The following is a 19589-nucleotide window of genomic DNA, read 5'->3' as shown; positions in this document are numbered from 1 at the left end:
GTTTCGGCCCTAGCGTGCGGGTATGGCACTCACACGAGCCGCAGTCCTCACCCTCGTCGCCGCCTACCTGGGCCTGTTCGTCGGACTCATCGATGCGAACGCCGTCAACCTGGCGCTGCCGGCAATCCGTGACGACCTCGGCGGCGGCATCGCCGGTGCTCAGTGGACCATCGACGCGTACAACATCACCTTCGCCGCGGCCCTGCTGACCGCGGGTTCGCTCGGCGACCGGTTCGGCCGGCGCCGACTGCTGCGGATCGGGTTGACGCTGTTCATCGCCGCCTCGGTGGCGTGTGCACTGGCACCGGCACTGCCCGCTCTGCTGGCCGCCCGCGCGGTTCAGGGCCTGAGCGCGGCAGTGATGTTGCCGCAGGGCCTGGCCATCACCTCGGCCGCCTTTCCGGACCCCGCGGACCGGGCCCGCTCCACCGCGGCATGGGCGTTCGCCGCCGCGAGCAGTACCGCGATCGGCCCGCTGCTGGGCGGCGTCCTGGCCGACACGGCGGGCTGGCGGTGGATCTTCTGGGCCAATGCACCGGTGGGCGCGCTGGCCCTGATCCTGAGCCTGCGGCAGCTGCCCGAATCTCGTGACCCGGCCGCCGCCCGCATCGACATACCGGGCCAGTGCCTGGCAGTACTGGGCCTGGCCGCGCTGACGCTGGTGCTCGTCGAGGGACACACCTGGCCGTGGCGGTGCATCGTGCCGGTCGCCCTCGTCGCAGCATGCGCCCTCGCTGCGTTCGTCGCCGTGCAGCGTCGCAGCGTCCGGCCGATGCTGCCGCTGGACCTGTTCGGCAGTCGCCACCTCGTCGGTGCCCTGCTCGCGACGTTCACCATGACCTTCGGCATCTACGGCCTGCTGCTGGTCAACAGTTTCGCGTTCCAGCAGCAACGCGGACTGAGCGCGCTGGCGACCGCGGTGTGGTTCCTGCCGCTGCCGACCACGTACCTGGCGTTGATCCCGACGGCCAACGGGCTGGCCCGGCGGAGCGGCGCGCGCACCGCGATGACCGCCGGCCTGGGACTGATGGCAGCAGGGCTGCTGCTGTACGCCGCGGTAGGCCCGACGGCACCGGTGTGGCTGCTGGAGCTGTCGCTCGTCCTGGCGGGCGCCGGCCTGGCGCTGAATACGGGACCCGCCGTGTCGCTGGCGATGTCGGCGATGCCGGTACAGCGCTCAGGGCTGGGCGCCGGGGTGGTGAATCTGTCCCGGCTGCTGGGTATCACTGTCGGTGTTGCGGTGTTAGGTAGTGCCATGGCGGCCATCGGCGGTGACCTCGGAGTCCGTATTGCTTTGGTGTTCGGTGGGCTGTGCCAGCTGGCCGGGGCAGCCGCCGCGCTGCGGTTGGCGCAGCTTCCCGCGGTCCGGGCGCTGGGAAAGGAGCCGTCCCATGCGTGATCTCCCCGATCTGCCGTCGACGGCGGATGTCGACATCGCCGCGCTGGCCGCCCTGCTCGCCGATCCGGCTCGGTGCCGGGTGCTGCTGGCCCTCGATGATGGCCGCGCACTGCCGGCCAGCGTGCTCGCCGACGAAGCAGGCATCAGCCGCTCGACCGCCAGCAGCCACCTCAACAAGCTGACCCAAGCCGGCCTGCTGACCGTGCAGACCCACGGCAGGCACCGCTACTACCGGCTGTCCGGACCCGAAATAGGGGAACTGATCGAGCAATTGGGCCGGCTCGCGCCCGCCCGCCCGGTGACCTCACTGCGCGAAGGCACCCGCGCAGCGCGGCTGCGCAGCGCACGTACCTGCTATGACCACATCGCCGGGCGGCTCGGTGTCCAGATCATGAGCAGCCTCATCGACCAGGACGTGCTATCTGGCGGGGACGGCCAGTTCCACGACGGCGACTCCGACCGGCTGAGCAGTCCGGGACGCGATGTGCACTACGAACTCACCGCCGCCGGCGCCGACCGCATGCGCCACATAGGTGTTGAATTACCCACGGGCTCAAGGCCACTGGTGCGGTACTGCATCGACTGGACCGAGCAGCGCCACCACCTGGCGGGCGGTCTGGGCCGCGCCGTGCTCGACCGCTTCCTGACAGCCGACTGGCTGCGCCGCGCACCACAGCACCGCGCACTGAAAGTGACCAGCGCCGGCCGCGCCGCGCTGGCCCGCGACTTCGGCATCGACTGGCCGGTGTGACCCGCAGGCCTAGTGCGGCAACGAAAGAACCGACACCGCAATGAGAATCAGCACACCGACGGTCATCACATGGACTTCGTGCGTCGGGGTGATCCGGTTCGGCAGCGGATGGCGGGCCAGCACGCGTTGCCTGCGCAGCCCCACCGCGTAGACGAGCAGCGCGACCGCGGCCGCGACACCTGCTGCCACCAACCCGAATCCGGCCTCGTGGTGCTGAATGTCATGGAGCATGAGCAACGCCCCGTTGCCCAGCACCGCGAACGCCGTGCGCGTCCAGGACAGCGCGGTCCGCTGTGCCTGCAGGCCGGGATCGACAGCAGTCATTGGCTGGCAATCCTGACCACGGCGACAACCAGGACCAGCACACCGATCAGGCACAACCCGACCGCCAGGTACGCCGGCGTGGGGTGGCGGGGCAACGACGTGCCGGTGCGCATCGCACGTTCCACTTGCCGCCAGCGCCACAGGCCGATCCCGGAGGTCAGCGTGGCAAGGATCGTCAGCAGCAGGCTGAGGATGTGGCGCACCTCGGGCACGCCCAGTTCGGGCACGAACTGGATGACGGCTACCGCGGCAGCCAGAAGCCCGAGCGCAGTGCGCTGCCAGGCCAGGAACGTCCGCTCGTTGGCAAGCGTGAAGCGGTAATCGAGCTCCTGCGCTTCATCCGGACAGGGGCCTGCTTGGTCGCCAGTTCGTTCGCTCAGTTGCTCGCAGCTTTCTTGCGCTCGATATCGGCCAGCGCGGCAGCCAGTTCGGCCCGCTGTGCCGCCGAGGTGTCCCAGGCCAGCTTGCGGTTCTTGACCACCTTCGCCGGGGACCCGACGGCGATGGAGTAGTCGGGGATGTCGCCCTTGACCACGGCGTGTGCGCCCAGCACGCAGCCGCGGCCGATGGTGGTGCCGCGCAGCACCGTGACTTTGGCGGCGATCCAGGTGTCGGGGCCGATGCGCACCGGACCCTTGACGATGCCCTGGTCCTTGATCGGCAGCTCGATGCTGTCCATCTTGTGGTCGAAGTCGCAGACATAGCACCAGTCGGCCATCAACGCGGACTCGCCGAACTCGATGTCGAGGTAAGTGTTGATGACGTTGTCGCGCCCCAGCACCACCTTGTCGCCGATCCGCAGCGAGCCCTCATGGCAGCGGATCGTGTTCTTGTCACCGATGTGCACCCAGCGGCCGATCTCCATCTGCGCGAGTTCCGGGGTGCACTGGATCTCCACACCCTTGCCCAGGAACACCATGCCGCGCGTGATGATGTGCGGATTGGCCAACTTGAACTTCAGCAGCCGCCAGTACCGGACCAGGTACCACGGCGTGTAGGCGCGGTTGGCGATGACCCACTTGAGGGAGTCCAAGGTGAGGAAGTTGGCTTGGCGAGGATCGCGCAGCCGTGACCCCCGCCAACGCTTGTGAATCGGGGCGCCCCACATCGTCGTCATGGCCCGAGAGCCTACGCGAGCGGCATCGACCGAATTCGGAGTCGCTCCGCTCCTGCCGCCTCACATTCGCAACGGTTACCCTCAGCTGGACCACACGCGCGAAACACGGGTGCCGGACCGGGCGCACCGACTGTGCGTGCCGATCCGCCCGAGCCCCGGACGAAAGGACACCGTCATCCGCCGATACCTTGCGCTGGCGGTAGCGGCGCTGCTCACGGGCGTGCTCGCCGGGTGTGAGAACACCGATTCATGGGTCAACGCACATCCCGCGTCGGGCTGGTCCGCGCAGTACGCCGACGCCGCCAACAGCAGCTACAGCGCGGTGCACGGGGCCGACACGTTGAAGTCGGCCTGGAGCCGCACGGTCAAGGGTGATCTGGGCGCCCAGGTGGCGCTGGGCGCGACCGGTTACCTCGCCGCAAACGGCCAGACCGCCGGCGGCTGCTCGTTGATGGTCTGGGAGTCCGACAACAACGCGCGCCAGCGCTGGTGCACCCGGCTGGTGCTTGGCGGCGGCTGGTCCAGTCCGCTGTTCGACGGCTTCGACAACCTTTACGTCGGTCAGCCCGGCACCATGTTGTCATTTCCGCCGACGCAGTGGATCCGGTGGCGCCAACCGGTGATCGGCATGCCGACCACCCCACGCCTCCTCGACGACGGCCAACTGCTGGTGGTGACCCATCTGGGGCAGGTGCTGGTGTTCGACAGCCATCGCGGCACCGTGGTCGGCACCCCGCTCGACCTGGTCACCGGCGTCGATCCAACCGATTCGCAACGCGGGCTGGGCGACTGCCCGCAGGGCGGGCGCGGCTGCCCCGTGGCGGCCGCACCCGCCTTCTCCAAGGCCACAAACATCGTGGTGCTGAGCCTGTGGGAGCCGGGCGCCGAAAGCCCCGTACTCGTCGGCCTGCGGTACCGCCCTAACCAGAAACCGATGCTGAACCGCGAGTGGACCAGCACCGCGGTGGGCCAGGGACCGCTGGCCAGCCCGGTGCTCTCCGCGGACGGATCGACCGCGTACGTCAACGGCCGCGACCAACGCCTCTGGGCGATCGATACCGCTAATGGCAAGGCGAAGTGGTCTGTACCACTGAACTTCCTGGCCCAGACGCCGCCGTCAGTGTCACCCGACGGGCTCATCGTGGCGGGCGGCGGTCCGGACGCCAAACTGATCGGGGTCCGCGACAACGGTGACAAGGGCGACATTGTGTGGACCCGCGACGACGTCACACCGCTGACCACCACGAGCCGAGCCGCCGGCATCGGGTACACCGTGGCGCGTGAAGGCGGGCACGGCCAGACGCTGATGGTGTTCGATACCGGCGACGGGCGCACTCTCAACAGCTATCCGCTGCCCGACGCCACCGGCTGGCCCGTCGGCGTATCGATCGGTCACGATCGCCTGGTGATCGCCGCGACCAGCGACGGTCAGGTGTACGGCTTCGCTCCGGCATGAGGCGCCGGCGGTCATGCCAGTAAGTCCGCCAACTCATCTCGCGGCACAGACGCCTGTGTGGCACCGGCCGCCTCGGCGAGCAGCTCACCCTGGCCAAAGAAGAAGATCACCGCATCGTCGGTGATCGCGAAGTTCTGGTAGTGCGCGGGATCGAGCCCGACACTCGACGGTATCGCCTGCTCCACACCGGACTGCTTCTGCAGTTGGCGCTGCACGGTCGGGTAGATCACGTCGAGCGGCTTGGTCCCCGGTTTGAACAGCGTGTCGAACGTGATCGGCGCCCGGGTCAGGAGGTTGTAGTTGAACGCCTTGTACCAGGTCTGCGGGTGCGCCCCACCGACGTTTTGGTACACCTCGAACACCAGGCTCTGGGTACGCGGCGGTAGACCCGAGCTGTAGCGGGTTCCCTTGGCATCCAGCACGTAGGGCTGGTCACGCGATCCCGGCATCTGTGAGACGTTGACGAATCCATCTCTTGTCTGTGTCAGGTAGTCCGTCAACGCCTGCTGATCCGGATAGTCGACCGGGAATGTGTAGTCGAGCGTGTATGCCGCGTTGGCAGTGTGCACGGTGCAGGTCTGATTCAGATCGACCGTGCCGTCGAGATCGGCACATGCATTCTGTGCCGTCGCTACCGGCGTAGAAAGCCAGCCGACCAGCACACCGGCGCCCAGAGCAGCTATTACAGGGGAAAGTCGCATTGTCAGTCGTCCTCGCAGGCGATCAACTCAGGCCGGTCCGACTCCGGCACGTCAACTCACAGGGTACGTGGCGGTCACCGAGACGGCCGACAAACGAATGCTGTTGCGGTACTCGCGGCACCCGAGCCCAGCCGCGTGATGACCACCGACAGTTGCTGCGAACCGCGCAGCCGGAGCCGCCGCCGCAACGCATCTGGATCCACGTCAACACCGCGGACCAGGATCTCCACGGCGCCGACCGAGCGGGCCGCCAGCACCTCACGCAGGCGCCGTTCGTGGTAGCCAAGCTGTTCGAGCACCTCGAAACCGCGCAGCCCGACAGGTAGCTCGTCGCCGGACAGATAGGCGATGTCGGGGTCGAGTTGCCACAGACCGTGCCGGACCGCGTAGTGCCGGACCAGCCCCGCCCGCACCACGGCACCGTCGGGATCGACGATCCAGCGCCCAGCCGGTGCGACCGCACAGTCGTCGGGCTCGGCGTCGGTGATCTGTTCATCGCGGTCGAGCAGGGTGGCCTGCCTTCGAACACCGGTTCCGGCCAGCCCCGGCGACCACAGACATGCCTCCCGCACTCCCCCGCCCACCGAGGTCACCTCGATCTCGCCCTCGAACCCCATCTTCGCGAGCTCGTCGAAATCTATTCCGGGAGCACACTTTACGACGGTGTCACGACCGCGATAGGTGTCCAGCAGAGCGTCGAGCGCCGGTGTATAGGCGCGCGGATCGAACCGCCTGCGCCCACCCGCTCGGCGTGCGGGGTCCAGGATCGCCACGGCGTCGCGGGTGATCGGCTGCAGTGCATCGGCGCGGCACAATGCGACACCGGGCACGTTGTGCGCAGCCATCGCCAGCCGCACCGGATCGATGTCACTGCCCACCAGGTCCGCCGTCGAATTCCGCAGTGCCACAAGCTCACTGCCGATCGAGCAGGTGGCGTCATGCACTCGTGCGCCGGCCAACCGGTGAGCGCGGTGCGCGGCTACCGACGCCGCGGTGGCCTGCTGCAGCGCCTCATCGGTGAACAACCAGCGCGACGGGTCGTCGAACTTGGCGACGGCCCGGCGGCGCAGCTGGACGGTCTCGACCAGTATCGTCGCCCGGTCCCCGAATTGTGTTCGGAGAGCGGTGATATCGCTGACCAGATTGGCGCCCGACAACTGGCGTCGGGCCACCTGGGCCAACGCCTGCAGGCCTGCCTCCGACCGCAGATACGCGACATCGGCAGTACCGAAAACTACGACGGCTTGACCCCGGTGACCATGACGTTGTAGAACCAGCCCTTGGGCACCACGCGGCGCCAGACGTTGCTGTCCGCCCAGCTCAGCGCCATCCAGCTGTTGAATGCGAACTTGGCCCAGCCCCAACCGAGTCGACCCGCCGGCACCGCGGCCTCGAACGTCCGCACCGGCCAGCCCAGCATCGCCGCGGTGAACTCCTCACTGGCCGTCCGCACCTCGACCGCGCCGGCGTTGGTGGCCATCCGCTCCAGATCCGCCGGATCGAAGGTGTGCAGGTCCACCACCGCCTCCAGGGCCGCTGCCCGGGACGACTCGTCGAGTTCGGCCTGCGGGCGGCGCCAGCCGTCCAGGCCCGGCAACTTGGTGACATTGGTGGTCGCGCGCCAGGTCAGGGTGGACAGTTCGCGCGCGTAGCGGTTGCCGACCTTCGTAGGCTCCCCGGCGAAGACGAACCGGCCGCCCGGCTTGAGTACGCGCACCACCTCGCGCAGAGAAAGCTCGACGTCCGGAATGTGGTGCAGCACGGCATGCCCTACCACCAGGTCGAAGGTGTTGTCCTCGTACGGGATGCCCTCGGCGTCGGCGACGCGCCCGTCGATGTCCAGGCCGAGCGACTGCCCGTTGCGGGTGGCCACCTTGACCATGCCGGGCGACAGGTCGGTCACCGAACCACGCCGGGCGACACCGGACTGAATCAGGTTGAGCAGGAAGAAGCCGGTGCCACAGCCCAGCTCAAGCGCCCGGCCGTAGGGCAGCTGACGCTGCTCGTCCTCGGGCACGATGGCGTCGAAGCGGCCGCGGGCGTAATCGATGCAGCGCTGGTCGTACGAGATGGACCACTTCTCGTCGTAGGTCTCGGCTTCCCAGTCGTGGTAGAGCACCTGAGCGAGCTTGCTGTCGTGCATCGCTGCCTCGACCTGTTCGGCCGTGGCGTGCGGGTTAGGAGCCGGCATGTCAGCGTCGGTGCCGGATTCCTTGATCTCTGTCATACAGGGCAGCCTAATAGTCGGCGACGCGGGTCAGGTCCGGTCGGTACGCCCGCCTACCGCCGCCTTTGCCGCTGCCAGCGCCGTAACCGGATGGTCGACGAACCGACGCGCCCATGCCAGCGCGGCGTCGTAGACGTGATCGGGTGCCACCATCTCGTCGACCAGGCCCAACGCGACAGCTTCCTCGGCTCCGACGAAACGACCGCTATAAGCCAGCTCCTTGGCCTTACCGCTGCCGATGACTGCGGCCAGCCTCTGGCCCGCACCACCGCGGGGCGCCAACCCGGCCAGGATCTCGGTCGCGCCGAACTTCACGTTGTCCCCGCTGACCCGCCAGTCGGCGGCCAGTGCCAACGCCAGTCCACTGCCCAGTGCGTATCCCGTGATCGCAGCGACGGTCGGCCTCGGGATCGCGGCTACGGCATCCAGGCAGTCGCGCAGCACACCCTCGGCCACGGCGGCCTCGTCGGTATTGAGTGTGCGCAACTCGGGTACGTCATCACCTGCGCAGAAGATCTCGTGACCGCCGAACAGCACGACCACCGCGATGTCCGGCCGCTCGGCCAGTTCCCCTGCGGCCGTGGTGAGCTCCCGGTACATCTGTCGGGTCAGAGCGTTGGTCGGTGGGCGCGACAGCAGCAGCGTCGCAATCCGGGGCTCCGTGTCGCTCGTGACGACGCTGACGAACTCGTTCACGACGCGCCGCCCGCAGCGGGCTCACCGAAAGATGAGCGGTGGCTGCGCGCCGCGTTGTAACGCTCGCTGTCGAAGAATTCGATCTCCCAGCCGCCGGCGTTGACGGCCAGGCTCGGCTCGATGGCGCCGATCTTGCGTTCGACCGCCAGCACCTCGGCGACCGTGCGGCCGTTCAGCGAATCCAGCTGGGCCCACGTCGGCGGAAGCAGGAACGACCGTCCCTCGGCGAAGTCGTCGAGCCCGGCCTGCGGCGTGCTCCAAAACGCGCGGTCGCTCTCGGTGTTCTCACCATCGGCGCGCTGCCCCTCGGGCAGGGCAGCGACGAAGAAGAAGGTGTCGTAACGGCGGGTGCGTTCCTCCTTGGGAGTTATCCAGTTCGCCCACGGGCGCAGCAGATCTGCCCGCAGCACCAATTTCTCCTCGCGCAGGAAGTCGGCGAACGACAACGCATTGCCGGCCAGCGCGACCCGGGCGTCGCGGTACACCGATGCGTCGGAAATGATGCCGGGAGCGCCCGAGCCACTGTCAGGGCCGGCGAACAGCACCCCGGACTCCTCGAACGTCTCGCGCGCCGCGGCACACACGAGTGCCTCGGCCAGCGCGGTCTCCACTCCGAGTCGCTGCGCCCACCACAACGGTTCCGGGCCGTACCAGGCGATGTCGGCGTTGCGATCGCGCTCGTCGACTCCGCCGCCCGGGAACACCATGACGCCACCGGCGAACTCCATCGCCGTGTGCCTGCGCATCAGAAACACCTCGATCTCCGAGGCCGCACCAGGGTGCTCATCGGCTCCTCGCGCAAGCGCTCGTCGGTGCTCATCGGCTCCTCGCGCAAGCGCTCGTCGGTGCACGTCACGCACGAGCATCACCGTCGCCGCAGGCCTCGGGACCAAAGGGGCGGTCATACCCGTCTCCTGTGCGCCGCCCGGCTCCGGATCCGGCGCGCGAAGTACCGCCCGTCGATCACGTCCAGAGCGATCGACTGGCCGAATGCCTTGGACAAGTTCTCCGCCGTCAGCACATCCGCGAGGAGCCCGGCGGCGACAACGCGGCCTTCGGACAGGATCAACGCGTGGCTGAAGCCGGGCGGGATCTCCTCGACATGATGGGTGACCAGCACGATCGCCGGCGCGTCGGGGTCGGCGGCCAGATCGGCCAGCCGCGCCACCAGCTCCTCACGCCCGCCCAGGTCGAGTCCCGCTGCGGGTTCGTCGAGTAGCAGCAGCTCCGGGTCGGTCATCAGCGACCGGGCGATCAGCACCCGCTTGCGCTCGCCCTCCGAGAGGGTGCCGTAGGCACGTTCGGCGAGATGTTCGGCGCCGACACTCTCCAGCATGTCCACGGCCTGCGCGTAATCGACCTCTTCGTAGTCCTCGCGCCACCGGCCCAGCACCGCATAGCCCGCCGACACCACCAGATCGCGCACGAGCTCGTCATCGGGAATCCGCTGTGACAGTGCCGAACTGCTCAGCCCGACACGGGAACGCAGCTCGGCCATGTCAGTGCGGCCCAGCCGTTCCCCCAGCACGTACGCGGTACCCGAGGACGGGTGTTCGGTGGGGGGGGCGATCCGCAGCAGAGACGTCTTGCCCGCGCCGTTGGGACCGATCACCACCCAGCGTTCATCGAGTTCGACGGCCCAGGTGATCGGCCCGACAAGAGTATTGCCACCCCTGCGGAGCGTGACCCTGGCGAAGTCGATCAGCAGGTCTTCGCTGCCGGCACTGTCTGCTGCGTCTTCTCCGGATTCGGGCACTCGACCATCGTAGTGATGCCGGCGACAGGCTCTCGGTCGCGCCCGCCGCTGAAATCGTGGAACAGCATGGCGCGCGGGGTGAGCCTCAGGAACAGCTGTACCAACGGGCCGATACCGAACGCATAGACGAGGGTGCCGACCCCGACCGAGCCGCCGAGTAGCCAGCCCACCGCGAGCACAGTCGCTTCAATCGCGGTTCGCACCAACCGGATCGACAGCCCGGTACGGGCGACCAGACCGGTCATCAGACCGTCTCGCGGGCCCGGGCCGAGCCCGGCGCCGATGTAGAGCACAGTGCTGACGCCGTTGAGCACCACAGCACCGAGCATCATTGCGATACGTGCCGGCATGGCGGCGGGTGCGGGCAGCACGGCGAGTGTGGTGTCGACGGTGACGGCGATGACGATAACGTTGGCGACGGTGCCTATACCCGGCCTGTTGCGCAGCGGGATCCAGGCCAGTAGCACGACGACCCCGGCGAGGGCGGATGCGAGCCCGATGGTCAGCGGCGTATGCCGGGTCAGCCCCTGGTGGAAGACATCCCAGGGGTCCAGGCCCAAGCCGGCGCGGATCATCATGCCCATCGACACGCCGTAGCCGCACAGGCCGATCAGCAGCAGCGTGCCCCGTTTGAGCGCGGTCATCAGGCGTGGTCCGGGAATCGCACACGGATAGCGTCGAGCTCGCTGCGTACCCGGCGCGCGTCTGCGTCACACTCTGCGATGCCGTTGCGCGGGTCGTACACACGGCGGAGATTTTCCGCGAGCCGAGATATCCAATTCGTTCGCATGCTGCGATCATTCCGACCAACTGGCTTGATCATCAATAGCCAGTTGACGGATACTGGCCTTATCATGAGTAACGTAATGGCCGCACGCGCGTTAGATGTAGATCTTTTGGCCCGCGAGCTCGGCAACTGGCGTACTTCCAGTCTGAGTGGCCCCGCATATCTGGGCCTGGCCGATGCCATCCGGCTGCTCATCGTCGACGGCAGGCTGCCGGTCGGGTCGCGGTTACCCAGCGAGCGAGCGCTGGCCGATGCGCTGCGGGTTTCACGCACCACCGTCACCGCGGCGTTCACTCAGCTGCGCGACGACGGCTACCTCAACGCCCGCCGCGGCGCGCGCAGCACCGCCGCGCTGCCACTGCGACCGGAACTGGTCGCCGAACCGACTCAGCCGGCCATCAGCCTGGCTGCGGCCGCACTGTCCGCGCCGTGTGCCGCGGTGCTGGACGCGTTCGCCGAGGCTGCGCACGACATCACCCCGTATCTGCACGAGCCGGGTCACGAGCTCACCGGGGTCAATTCACTCCGTGAGGCGATCGCCGCGAGATATTGCGAGCGCGGACTCCCCACCGATGCGGACCAGATCATGGTGACGAGCGGCGCCCAACACGCGATCGGCCTGATCCTGGCCGCCCATACCCAAGCCGGTGACCGGGTGCTCGTCGAGCAACCTACGTACCACGGTGCCCTGTCGGCGATCACGCAAGCCGGAGCACGCCCGGTACCGGTATCGCTCACCGAGGACGGCTGGGAACTCGACGCCGTGCACGCAGCGTTGCGTCAGCTCGCACCGAGCCTGGCCTACCTGGTACCCGACTGTCACAACCCCACCGGGTTCACCTTGCCGACCGCGGGCCGGAAACGGTTGGGACAGATCATTTCCGAGACCCGCACCCGCACGATCATCGACGAATCGATCGCCGACATGTGGATCGACGAGCCACCACCGGAACCACTGGCCGCCTCGGTGGCCCGCGACAACCTGGTGCTGACCATCGGCTCCATGTCGAAGTCCTTCTGGGGCGGTCTGCGGGTCGGCTGGATCCGCGCCGATCGCGCAACCCTGGCAACTGTCGCCGCCATCCGGCAATCCCTCGATCTCGGCACGCCGATTCTCGAACAGCTTGCCGCGGCAAGGCTTCTCGCAGCACGCGCAGAGGTCCTGCCGGAACGTCGCGAGTTGCTCAACAACCGTCGGCGGTACCTGGTGTCCCTGCTGGCCCGCGAACTACCGGACTGGTGCCCCGGTGTCGGCCGCGGCGGAATGTCGCTGTGGGTGCGGCTGCCTGCACCGATGAGTACGGCACTGTCCGCGAGTGCTTCACGGCTCGGCCTGGATCTGCCGGCTGGTCCGCGATTCGGGGTGGACGGCACGCTGGAACGCTTCATCCGGCTGCCGTATGCCCTGCCCGAGCCGCAGCTAAAGGAAGCGGTCGAGCTGCTGGCGCGCGCGTGGCGCAGCATCACCGGGTTAACTGGCCCGCAGCAGCCGACGCTGGTGGTTTAGCGCACTCCTTACTGATACTGAGACAGCGCCAGGCAGGTGCCGTAATTCTCGGGGGTGCACGGAATACCTCTGACCGATGGAAGCTGGCCCGGCGCGTTCGTGACGCTCGACCCCTCGCTGGCCGGCGTGAGTACCGGTATCGCGCCACCGCCCGAGGGGCCGCTGACGCAGACTCCGGGGAACTTGGACGGCACAGTGCCCGACGGGCATGGCTTGGCCTGGGCTTGCGTGGCGAATACCAGCTGTCCCACGGTCACCGCAACCGCGAAACCACCGAACAGAACTGCGCGCTTCACCTTCGCCATGCCGACACCCTACGTGACGGCGCCGCCGGAGGCAGACAGAACCCGACCCCAGCAGGCCACATCAGTCTTCGGGGATATCGACCCGGCGCACCATGCCGTCGATGGCGTCGGCCGCTTCGATCTCGCCACGGGTGATGCCCAGGATGAATAGCACGGTGTCCAGGTAGGGGTGGCTCAGCGACGCGTCGGCAACCTCACGTAACGCCGGCTTGGCGTTGAACGCCACCCCAAGGCCGGCCGCGGCGAGCATGTCGATGTCGTTGGCGCCGTCACCGACGGCAACGGTCTGTTCCATCGGCACGCCGGCCTGGCTGGCGAAATCCCGGAGGGCCTTGGCTTTCCCGGGCCGGTCCACGATCGGACCGATCACCCGGCCGGTGAGCTTCCCGTCGACGACCTCCAACTGGTTGGCCGCCACGTAGTCGAGCATGAGTTCGGCGGCCAGCGGATCGATCACCTGGCGGAATCCGCCGGACACCACCCCACAGTGAAAACCGAGCCGGCGCAGGGTGCGAATGGTGGTCCTGGCGCCGGGCGTCAGCTCAAGCCGCTCGGCGACGTCGTCGAGTACCTCTGCGGGTAATCCGGCCAGCGTCGCCACACGGCGGTGCAGCGATTCCGCGAAGTCCAGTTCGCCCCGCATGGCGGCCTCGGTCACGGCGGCCACTTCGGCCTCCTTGCCGACGCGTTGGGCCAGCATCTCGATGACCTCGCCCTGGACAAGCGTCGAATCCACGTCGAAGACGATCAGCCGTTTGGCGCGCCGCGACAGGCTGTAGTCCTCGAGCGCGATGTCTACACCTTCGTCCACCGCCACCTGAGCCAGTGCCGCCTGCAGCTTGGGGTAGACGCCGCCGGAAGGCACCGAGACCCGCAGTTCCAGGCCGGTCACCGGATAGTCTGAGACACCTCGGATGAAGTCGATGTTGACTCCCAGATCCGCCACGGCCCGGGCCACCACGGTGAAGGCCTCGGCACTGATCGGACGGCCCAGCACCACGATGGTGTGCGTCGACGGTTCGCGCATCACAGGTAGGTCGTCGCTGCGCTCGATTGTCACGTCCAGGCCGACCCGATGAATCACTTCCTCGACGTCGGCCTGGAGTTGACCGTCGGCCACCTCGGCCGGCGCAGCCACCAGGACACCCAACGTGAGCCGGCCGCGAATCACGACCTGCTCGACGTTGCGCAGCTCCACCCGGTGCCGGGACAGCACCTCGAACAGGGCCGAAGTGATGCCCGGTTGGTCGACTCCGGTGACAGTGATGAGTAGCGATGAGTGCTTACGTGAAGTGCCCATCAGCTCGACGTAGCCCACCCCCGAATGTCGTTAACCGTCAACTGGACTGGTCCACGGTTTCGAGTTCAGGGTGGTGTGAGCGACCCACGTGGGCCTCGGCGCGCATGCGCTCGACCATGTGCGGGTAGTGCAACTCGAACGCCGGACGCTCCGACCGGATGCGGGGCAGCTCGGTGAAGTTGTGCCGCGGCGGCGGGCACGAGGTCGCCCACTCCAACGAGTTACCGTAACCCCACGGATCGTCCACGGTCACCGGCTCGCCGTAACGCCAGCTCTTAAATATATTCCACACGAACGGCAGCGTCGAGACGCCCAGGATAAACGACCCGATGGTGGAGACCACGTTGAGGGTGGTGAAGCCGTCGCTGGCCAGGTAGTCGGCGTAGCGGCGAGGCATGCCCTCATCACCCAGCCAGTGCTGCACCAGGAAGGTGGTGTGGAAGCCGATGAAGGTCAGCCAGAAGTGCAGCTTGCCCAAGCGCTCGTCGAGCAGGCGTCCGGTCATCTTCGGGAACCAGAAGTAAATGCCCGCGTAGGTGGCGAACACGATGGTGCCGAACAGCACGTAGTGGAAGTGCGCGATAACGAAATAGCTGTCGGTGACGTGGAAGTCGATCGGCGGGCTGGCCAACAGCACACCGGACAGACCACCGAGCAGGAACGTGATCAGGAAGCCCACCGAGAACAGCATCGGCGTCTCGAACGTCAACTGACCCTTCCACATGGTGCCGATCCAGTTGAAGAACTTGATCCCGGTCGGGACCGCGATCAGGAACGTCATGAACGAGAAGAACGGCAGCAGCACCGCGCCGGTGGCGTACATGTGGTGCGCCCACACCGCGATGGACAGGGCCGCGATGCTGATGGTGGCGTAGATCAGCGTGGTGTAACCGAAGATGGGCTTGCGGCTGAACACCGGGAAGATCTCCGACACGATGCCGAAGAACGGCAGCGCGATGATGTAGACCTCGGGGTGGCCGAAGAACCAGAACAGGTGCTGCCACAACAGGACACCCCCGTTGGCCGGGTCATAAATGTGCGCGCCCAGCACGCGGTCGGCCGCCAGGCCAAACAGCGCGGCGGTCAGGATCGGGAAGACGATCAGCACCAGGATCGAGGTGACCAGGATGTTCCAGGTGAACACCGGCATCCGGAACATCGTCATACCCGGGGCACGCATGCACACCACCGTCGTGATCATGTTGACGCCACCGAGGATGGTGCCCAGACCACCGACGGCCAGACCCATGATCCACAGGCCACCACCCACGCCGGGCGAGTGGATCGCATCCGAGAGTGGCGAATAGGCCGTCCAGCCGAAATCGGCTGCACCACCGGGGGTGATGAACCCCGAGAGGGCGATCAGCGCACCGAACAGGAACAGCCAGAACGACAATGCGTTCAACCGCGGGAACGCCACATCGGGCGCACCGATCTGCAGCGGCAGCACCAGGTTCGCGAACCCGAACACGATCGGCGTCGCGTAGAACAGCAGCATTGCGGTGCCGTGCATGGTGAACAACTGGTTGAACTGCTCGTTGGACAGGAACTGCAGGCCGGGTAGTGCCAGTTCCGTGCGCAGGAACAGGGCCATCAGCCCACCGATGAAGAAGAAGGTAAAGCATGCGACGCAGTACATGATGCCGATCAACTTGTGATCGGTGGTCGTGATGACCTTGTAGACCAGGTTGCCCTTGGGGCCCATCCGTTCCGGAAAAGGACGACGCGCCTCGAGTTCTCCGATTGGGGGCGCTTGGGCACTCACCAGGTCTCCCTATCGTTGGGTCGGCGTGAGCGTGCACATCCGGCCGCCGCGATTCCGGCAGTAGCGCCAGGTGTGGCCTCACACTTCCGCCGACAGTGGTGCAGGTCAGGACCCACAGTTTTCCGCGCGGCACTCTGCATCGGCAAGATACGGACGGCCTTGATAGTTAGGGACTTTGTGCCCTTGACATCGGCGCAGTGCGCTTCGTCGCCCAGGCAGACGCGGCGGCCGTGCCGGCATGCGCACCGCTGGCAGCCGACATCACCCGTCGGTTCCGAGGAGGTCCGCAGTGACCGCGACCACCGAACAGGACGATTTGGTCGGCAGCCTGTGTCAGTTGAGTTGGGCCTGTCCGATCCGCTGGGGCTGTGAGTAGGTCAGGTAGAATCCGCACCCGCACTCAGGCACACGTGACGGAGATCATCTGGGCCGCACCCTGCCAAGCCGTTGGCTAGGGCCGCCGGGACGACGACGCGGCCGGTCTCCGCGCAGTGTCTGGCTCGCCGGTGCGACAGTGACGTGGTGCGGATGCGCGACGTTCGTGGTGCGACGCGCCATCTGCAGCCGGGCAGCTCTCCATCGGGCCTCGACGCATTCATCGGAACAACCGACAAGGCAACGCATCTGGTCACCGGCATGACACTGCAGGTGGCACATGCTGACACCCCACCGAACTCGCGCTCTTTCCTGAGCGCCAACAGAGTCACGCCGAATTAGTGAGCGAACATCAACGTTCTATTGGCATCTCGTTTATCAATAGTTCAATTTTGTTGTGACAGAGCGTTTTTTGCGCAGAACTGAGGGACTAATGGCCGTATTGCCCCCGGCTGCAACAGGGCACAGTTAGGGCATGGACAAAACACATCAGATGCCGGCGCTGCCCGACGAGGGCGTCGATGCAGTTCGCTATTCGCGGGGATGTGATCGGCTGCGCTTGTCGGGCCGTCGCGAAATTGCCGAACACATCGACGGGGCGTGGTGGCCGGCCTCCAAACGTCTTGAGGATGAGCTACCTGACCTCGTCGCCGCCATCGAGCGATACCTGCCGTCGGTGGTGCTGGTGGCCTACAGCCGTGATGGATGGATCGCCCCGCCGGCCCGGATCAGTCTGGGCGACCATCATCAGCCGGTCGAGGTGGTCGGTTTCGAGAGTGACGAGCCGGGCGCGGTCATTCTCATCGGCCAGGACGGCCACCATCTGACATTGCGTGTCGTCGATCCGGATACTGAGCCGCAGGAAGCCGGGCTAATACTCGACCAGATACCGCGGCGAGCCCCGTCTCAACGCACCAACGCGCCGATGGCTCGATCGCTGGCCGACGTCGCCAAGAAGTTGGCCGATCACGAAGGATTGAACAGCCCGCAGCGCAACGCTCAGATTCTGCGATGGTGTGGTGAGGCCGCGGAACGCTTCGACGACGCCCGCATCCAAACATTCGTGCCGATCCTTGTCGAGCACATCGTCAACAACCGCATCCATCGCGAACACCACGCGGTCCGCGGTCGCGGATAGATTCGGTTCATCGCCCGGATCGCGATAGCCGACAAACCAGCTATCGCGTCGCGGCATCGTTGTGCACACTCCACCGGCGCGGTCGCGGCTACCGCTCTTGTGCGGCGGTCAGCGGTGTTCGCGGTCAAAGGTGTCGCTGGCGTCGGCGATGAGCTCGGCGGTGGCGTCAGGGTGGTCTCTGGCGACGAGTGTGACTGCTGCGAGAGTGTGGGGTCCGAGACCGATGTGATGATCTGGGGCCCGTCCTCGGATGATCGCATCGTTGAGAGCGGCGTGGAACCGCTGCCGCAACACAGCCGGTGGCGACTCTGCGCTCGTCATTGCTGAGTGTGTACTTGGGCGGGTGCCGTCAACGCTGGCGGTCGCGGTGTCCGTGTCGGGCAGTTCATTGGTAACCGCGGCCTCGGCGGCGGGGAAACGGTGGCGCAGCCGGGTGATGAGGAACTGGTCGCGGCGCAGTTCAGCAGCGACCTGGCGCATTGTTCGTGCCCGGATGGCGTGTCGCCTGTCGGCTTGGCGCTCGGCGGTCAGCAGCTTAGGGGTCATGTCGAGGAGCTGCTCGGTGAGTGCAGCGATCAGTACCGCGGCCTGGGCGCCGTTCGGATCGGTCACGGCGATTATCGTGCCACCGCCAGAGTGTGCACGCTCACCCAACGGTTCGGGCCTGCCTGCTGTGACGTCTGCCGCTCCCGCAGAGTTCATGTAACGAGTGGTTGACGGCAAGCGGGTGGGCATGGATTCTGGTAGACGATGAGCAATGTTGTCGAGCAGATCGCGCTCGCAGAGGTCAAACGTAGGCTGCACCAGGAGTTCCCCGGGGTCGCTGCTGCTGATGTCGATGCCGCTGTCAGCGACGCTTACGCCCGGTTTGATCGCCGCCCCATCCGTGATTTCGTCCCGCTGTTCGTCGAGAAACATGCGCGCCAGCGCCTCGCACAGCATCAGATGGCCACCAGCGCCTAACCACGCTTGACTGGGTCGCCCCTGTCGAATGCGACTGGGGCGACGCCATTTCCGGGCAAGGTCGCTGTCCATGGGTGCCTGGCGACCATTGCGCGGGTCTGTCCTCGGCAGATCCCACTCGCGGCACTACGACACCGAGGACATGCTCACCTGGTACGGGATGGAACCGTGAGCGATGGGCGAACCCAATGGCCGTGTGATGCTCTGCACCATCGCGGCAACCCACGTTCATATGTGAGCGGCCCCAGCCCCTCACACCGTCTAACCCGCGCCAGGCCATCGCCATGCTCGCCCGCGCTCTAGATGCCAAGGTGCCGTTTGCGTGGGGCACCGCCGACGAAGCATACGGTCAGGTCAAGTACCTGCGGTTATGGTTGGAGACCCACGACGCCGCCTACGTGTTGGCCACCCGCCGAAACGATACGATGATCACTACCGGTAGCGGCGAGGTCCGCGCGGACACCCTGACCGCCAGGCTGGTACCACAAGCGTGGCAACGTATTTCGGCCGGCGCTGGCGCGTACGGCCCCAGGATCTACGACTGGGCGCGGGTCCGGATCCGCATCGGCTGGGCGCCCGAACGCGGACACTGGCTACCAGCCCGGCGCTCGGTCGCCGACCCGAACGAGATCGCCTACTACGTCTGCTGCGGACCCCGCCGGGTGACCATGGCCGTTCTGGCCTGGGCCGCGGGATCATGCTGGCACGTCGAGGAATGTTTCCAGCAAGCCAAGAACGAGGCCGGGCTCGACCACTACCAGGCCCGCACCTGGCGTGCGTGGTACGCCCACATCACGCTGTCGATGCTCGCGCTGGCCTGGCTGTCTGCCACGAGAACCCTTGCCGTAAAAGGGGAACCGGCGCCGCCAGTCAGGACATGATCGCGTTGACGCTGCCGGAGATCCGCCGCTTGCCGGTGCACCTGATGCTGCGACACGCCGACACACCCGAGCATGTGTGGATCTGGTCGCGATGGCGCCGCCGACGCCAACACCAAGCTCGACATAGTCACTACCGACGAC

General features: G+C 66.8%; 20 protein-coding genes and 1 pseudogene. 7 read left to right on the top strand and 14 right to left on the bottom strand.

The window, feature by feature from the left end; genetic code table 11:
• The first annotated feature begins 22 nt into the window (after positions 1-22).
• Entirely contained in the window at positions 23-1399 is a 1377-nt protein-coding gene (locus H276_RS0101550) for an MFS transporter (RefSeq protein ID WP_019969547.1), read from the top strand.
• Entirely contained in the window at positions 1392-2150 is a 759-nt protein-coding gene (locus H276_RS0101545) for a helix-turn-helix transcriptional regulator (protein ID WP_019969546.1), read from the top strand. Before H276_RS0101550 ends, H276_RS0101545 begins: the two co-directional genes overlap by 8 nt.
• A gap of 9 nt (positions 2151-2159) precedes the next feature.
• Here H276_RS0101545 and H276_RS0101540 read toward each other — a convergent pair whose 3' ends face one another.
• Genes H276_RS0101540 through H276_RS0101530 form a run of 3 tightly spaced genes read right to left on the bottom strand, consistent with a single transcriptional unit; the run spans position 2160 to position 3591 of the window.
• Entirely contained in the window at positions 2160-2474 is a 315-nt protein-coding gene (locus tag H276_RS0101540; RefSeq protein WP_019969545.1) for a DUF202 domain-containing protein, read from the bottom strand.
• The gene (locus H276_RS0101535) at positions 2471-2854 is read right to left on the bottom strand and encodes a YidH family protein (protein WP_026356519.1); all 384 of its coding nucleotides are present in this window, start codon (positions 2852-2854) and stop codon (positions 2471-2473) included. Before H276_RS0101535 ends, H276_RS0101540 begins: the two co-directional genes overlap by 4 nt.
• Positions 2851-3591 carry an acyltransferase gene (locus H276_RS0101530; RefSeq protein WP_019969543.1) on the bottom strand — a complete coding sequence of 247 codons (741 nt, stop codon included), beginning with the start codon at positions 3589-3591 and terminating at the stop codon, positions 2851-2853. The genes H276_RS0101535 and H276_RS0101530 overlap by 4 nt, the downstream gene beginning before the upstream one ends.
• A gap of 142 nt (positions 3592-3733) precedes the next feature.
• Between H276_RS0101530 and H276_RS0101525 the strand changes: the two genes are divergently transcribed.
• Positions 3734-5047: a PQQ-binding-like beta-propeller repeat protein gene (locus tag H276_RS0101525; protein ID WP_036460470.1), complete on the top strand. Its 1314-nt coding sequence runs from the start codon at positions 3734-3736 to the stop codon at positions 5045-5047.
• Positions 5048-5058: 11 nt separating this feature from the next.
• Here H276_RS0101525 and H276_RS0101520 read toward each other — a convergent pair whose 3' ends face one another.
• The 7 genes from H276_RS0101520 to H276_RS0101490 all read right to left on the bottom strand — a co-directional run bounded on the left by H276_RS0101520 (position 5059) and on the right by H276_RS0101490 (position 11071).
• A complete protein-coding gene (locus H276_RS0101520; RefSeq protein ID WP_026356462.1) occupies positions 5059-5748 on the bottom strand; it encodes an esterase in 690 nt (229 codons plus the stop codon).
• Positions 5749-5822: 74 nt separating this feature from the next.
• Positions 5823-7025: a THUMP-like domain-containing protein gene (locus H276_RS0101515; RefSeq protein ID WP_051111369.1), complete on the bottom strand. Its 1203-nt coding sequence runs from the start codon at positions 7023-7025 to the stop codon at positions 5823-5825.
• Positions 6983-7975, bottom strand: a complete 993-nt coding sequence (locus H276_RS0101510) for a class I SAM-dependent methyltransferase (protein ID WP_019969539.1) — start codon at positions 7973-7975, stop codon at positions 6983-6985. The genes H276_RS0101515 and H276_RS0101510 overlap by 43 nt, the downstream gene beginning before the upstream one ends.
• Before the next feature lie 30 nt (positions 7976-8005).
• Positions 8006-8671 (bottom strand): enoyl-CoA hydratase, encoded by a 666-nt coding sequence (locus H276_RS0101505; RefSeq protein WP_019969538.1) that lies wholly within the window; start codon positions 8669-8671, stop codon positions 8006-8008.
• Entirely contained in the window at positions 8668-9576 is a 909-nt protein-coding gene (locus H276_RS0101500) for an NUDIX hydrolase (RefSeq protein WP_026356460.1), read from the bottom strand. Before H276_RS0101500 ends, H276_RS0101505 begins: the two co-directional genes overlap by 4 nt.
• Complete coding sequence (locus H276_RS0101495) at positions 9573-10427, bottom strand: ABC transporter ATP-binding protein (RefSeq protein ID WP_019969536.1); 855 nt, start codon at positions 10425-10427, stop codon at positions 9573-9575. The genes H276_RS0101500 and H276_RS0101495 overlap by 4 nt, the downstream gene beginning before the upstream one ends.
• Positions 10373-11071 (bottom strand): YitT family protein, encoded by a 699-nt coding sequence (locus H276_RS0101490; protein ID WP_019969535.1) that lies wholly within the window; start codon positions 11069-11071, stop codon positions 10373-10375. Before H276_RS0101490 ends, H276_RS0101495 begins: the two co-directional genes overlap by 55 nt.
• A 210-nt stretch (positions 11072-11281) precedes the next feature.
• Between H276_RS0101490 and H276_RS0101480 the strand changes: the two genes are divergently transcribed.
• Positions 11282-12721, top strand: coding sequence for a PLP-dependent aminotransferase family protein (locus H276_RS0101480; protein WP_026356458.1), 1440 nt, complete (start codon positions 11282-11284; stop codon positions 12719-12721).
• An 8-nt stretch (positions 12722-12729) separates the two neighbouring features.
• Here H276_RS0101480 and H276_RS0101475 read toward each other — a convergent pair whose 3' ends face one another.
• From H276_RS0101475 to ctaD, 3 genes are all read right to left on the bottom strand, one after another.
• The gene (locus H276_RS0101475) at positions 12730-13026 is read right to left on the bottom strand and encodes a hypothetical protein (protein WP_019969532.1); all 297 of its coding nucleotides are present in this window, start codon (positions 13024-13026) and stop codon (positions 12730-12732) included.
• A gap of 61 nt (positions 13027-13087) precedes the next feature.
• Complete coding sequence (serB, locus tag H276_RS0101470; protein WP_026356457.1) at positions 13088-14326, bottom strand: phosphoserine phosphatase SerB; 1239 nt, start codon at positions 14324-14326, stop codon at positions 13088-13090.
• 37 nt (positions 14327-14363) lie between these two features.
• Positions 14364-16091 (bottom strand): cytochrome c oxidase subunit I, encoded by a 1728-nt coding sequence (gene ctaD, locus H276_RS0101465; protein ID WP_026356456.1) that lies wholly within the window; start codon positions 16089-16091, stop codon positions 14364-14366.
• Positions 16092-16941: 850 nt separating this feature from the next.
• Between ctaD and H276_RS0101455 the strand changes: the two genes are divergently transcribed.
• Entirely contained in the window at positions 16942-17604 is a 663-nt protein-coding gene (locus H276_RS0101455) for a DUF5994 family protein (RefSeq protein WP_019969528.1), read from the top strand.
• 108 nt (positions 17605-17712) lie between these two features.
• On the opposite strand, the gene H276_RS23545 is transcribed toward H276_RS0101455, so the two are convergent.
• The gene (locus tag H276_RS23545; protein WP_019969527.1) at positions 17713-18216 is read right to left on the bottom strand and encodes a hypothetical protein; all 504 of its coding nucleotides are present in this window, start codon (positions 18214-18216) and stop codon (positions 17713-17715) included.
• Between the two features lie 138 nt (positions 18217-18354).
• On the opposite strand from H276_RS23545, the gene H276_RS0101445 reads away from it, so the two are divergent.
• Both H276_RS0101445 and H276_RS0101440 read left to right on the top strand, forming a co-directional pair.
• Positions 18355-18567, top strand: coding sequence for a three-helix bundle dimerization domain-containing protein (locus H276_RS0101445; RefSeq protein WP_019969526.1), 213 nt, complete (start codon positions 18355-18357; stop codon positions 18565-18567).
• Between the two features lie 260 nt (positions 18568-18827).
• A pseudogene (locus tag H276_RS0101440) lies at positions 18828-19448 on the top strand (IS701 family transposase); the annotation flags it as partial.
• Positions 19449-19589 lie beyond the last annotated feature (141 nt).

The sequence above is a fragment of the Mycobacterium sp. 141 genome (assembly GCF_000382405.1).
Taxonomy (GTDB): Bacteria; Actinomycetota; Actinomycetes; order Mycobacteriales; family Mycobacteriaceae; genus Mycobacterium.
Note: the sequence above shows the minus strand (reverse complement) of the source record. Positions and strands in the feature narration are given on the sequence as shown.